At 33.8% G+C, this 2,504-nt stretch carries 3 protein-coding genes; all 3 read right to left on the bottom strand.

Translation table 11 applies throughout. The features are described 5' to 3' along the window. A partial coding sequence (locus AC1DND_RS25655; RefSeq protein ID WP_477585385.1) for a LytR/AlgR family response regulator transcription factor occupies nucleotides 1-522 on the bottom strand: 522 nt, incomplete at its 3' end. A gap of 1 nt (nucleotide 523) precedes the next feature. Further along, nucleotides 524-1,177: a sensor histidine kinase gene (locus AC1DND_RS25650; protein WP_477585383.1), complete on the bottom strand. Its 654-nt coding sequence runs from the start codon at nucleotides 1,175-1,177 to the stop codon at nucleotides 524-526. Then, nucleotides 1,161-2,099, bottom strand: a complete 939-nt coding sequence (locus tag AC1DND_RS25645; RefSeq protein ID WP_477585381.1) for a hypothetical protein — start codon at nucleotides 2,097-2,099, stop codon at nucleotides 1,161-1,163. The genes AC1DND_RS25650 and AC1DND_RS25645 overlap by 17 nt, the downstream gene beginning before the upstream one ends. Nucleotides 2,100-2,504: the final 405 nt, after the last annotated feature.

The raw sequence follows: 2,504 nt of genomic DNA, 5'->3' as shown, positions 1-2,504 counted from the left end.
GAAGAAGTGAGTATAAGTATTGTCTGCCTCGCAACGTATAATTTCTGATAACGTAACATACCTGATTTCGCTTTGCATCTGTAGGGCAATTTTGCTCACATTTGTTTCTGGCTTTTTTAGTTGTTGCAATAAAAAATCGAGCTGTAGATTTTGTATTGGCGTTGTCAATTTATATTCGGCCTTACTTACCGCATTTATCAATTCTTCAATATCAATGGGTTTTAACAGATAATCTAAGGCTGCAAATTTTACAGCCTGTATACCATACTGATCGTAAGCAGTAACAAAAATAACTTCAAAATTACGTGCTGGGAGTAGTTTTAGTACCTCAAAACCTGTTTCATCGCCCATTTGAATATCCAGAAACACTAAATGGGGTACATGTTTTTCAATAGCAACAACGGCATCACTTACATTTTGCGCTGTAGCCATTATGGTTACCTGCGGACAGTGCTTTTCTAGCAATGCCTGCAGGTTTTCTAAATTTGAAATTTCGTCGTCTATTAAAATTGCCCTCATCATACTATAGCCAATCGGTTAGTGTTAAGCTTATTTCAGTGCCGTTGGTGGTTGATTGTATAGCTAAAGTAAAGCGATTTTCTTTATAAATGCTATTTAAGAGTTTTATTCTACTGTCGCTTAATTGAAGACCCAAACCACTGTTCTTTTTTTCTGTGTTAAACCCATTTCCATTATCGTTAACCGTTAGCAACAAACTATTCGCTTGCTTAGTAAATGCGATCATTATTTTTCCATCTGTGCCTTTTTTCGATATACCGTGCTTCACCGCATTTTCTACAAAAGGTTGTAGCAGCATACTGGGTATTTCTATGTTCTCTAAATCTAAGTTTTCGGTGTAGCTAATTTCGTATTTAAAGCCGAACCGCAATTGCTCCATTTGGAGGTAATCGTCTAGTAGTGTTTTTTCCTGTGATAAACTAATCAGTTCTTTATCATCTAGCACATTACGGGTTAATCGGGCAAATTTAGAAAGGTATTTATTGGCATTGTCTATTTCGTTTTTGTTCATTAAATTTTGAATGCCAGATAGCGCATTAAACAGAAAATGAGGGTTTAATTGAGAGCGGACAGACTCCAACTTAAGCTGAGCAAATTCTTTTTCTTTTAATTGCTGTGCAAGTTTTTTCTTGTTCCTTTTTTTAACAAAATAAAGCACTACTAAAAAAAAAAGTCCCTACACCTAATGTTGATACCCCTCCTAAAATTATGAGGTCTTTTTTAGTAAAACTCTCTTCCGCTAATGTAACGGATATAGTCTGTCTAATTATATATTTTTCTGGCCCCTCTGCTGCCCCCCATCGAATAGAAGGCCGAATGATAATCTCATATTCACCAGATTTTGGGAAAACATATTCTTCAATATCTATATAAGGAAAATCTTCTTCTGAATCAAACAAGTCGTATTTCCATGCTGTTGAATTGTAAATAATCTCATTTGTTCGCTTATCTTTTATAACGATAGCATAAATGTTATCGATAACTGATTTATCTTTTGTAACTCTCAATCCAAAATCATGTTTAGAGAAATTAACTTTTGTAATTTCATTTGAGTTATTCTTGATTGGGATTTTATCGCCGGAATATAAACGATGAGAAAAAGATAAAATTTTCGGTCTTGGGATTTCCTTTGAATAATATATATTTTTATAAATATCCGAAGGATTTTCAATGTTGTAAATCAATGTTGTTATGCTTTTACCTTTTATGGGGAAAACGCCTAACGTTACTATACTTCCACTAAATTGGCCATTTGTATAATCTATGATATCACCAAACTGCTTATTAACTACAATGGGCTTTTCATCTTGCAAGATTGTATAGCGATATTTTTGTGCGTTTTTTTTCTCTTTAATTCTTAACTCAATGCTGAGTTTATTTACACCAGGTATATAATTAAATGAAGTATTAAACTCCCCATGTACCTTGTTGTTAAAATAAATTTCTTTAGCGCCGCTATTAACGTTCATCCATTGATTGTTGCCGCTTTCATAAATATGATCGAAATCAATACCCGTTTGCGCATGTACTGTGTTTAGCGCCAAAATAAAATTGAGGAATAGAAAAATAATTTTTTTCATAATGTTAAGTTTTAATTTTCATCAAACTTGTCGCAATAATAGCAAAACTAAAAGCATAAAACAGGAAAGGCAGTATATAAAATAGTAGAGGTGTTGTTTTGTGCAGTATTTGAATTTGGAGAAAGAGGGTAGGTAAGGGAAGAAGTAGTTTTTCGTCAATTTGACAAAGAACTTGTCATCCTGAGCCTGTCGAAGGATTCTTTCAAACAATTTGAGAAGTTTCGATAAGCTGTCATTCCGAGATTCCTAAAATCGGCGTCATCTCCTTTGGTTTATCAAACTGATTTTTCTTCTTGCAATAGTATTACAAGAAGAAAGCTTGGTAAGCGTTTAAATAAAAGGCAGGGTGAATTTCCGTCATCTCTAGTTTACAGAACTTATGGTCGTATTAGTCCCTGCCTTTTA

Source organism: Pedobacter sp. 01N416 (assembly GCF_056399685.1).
This window is presented reverse-complemented; position numbering and strand designations above follow the sequence as displayed.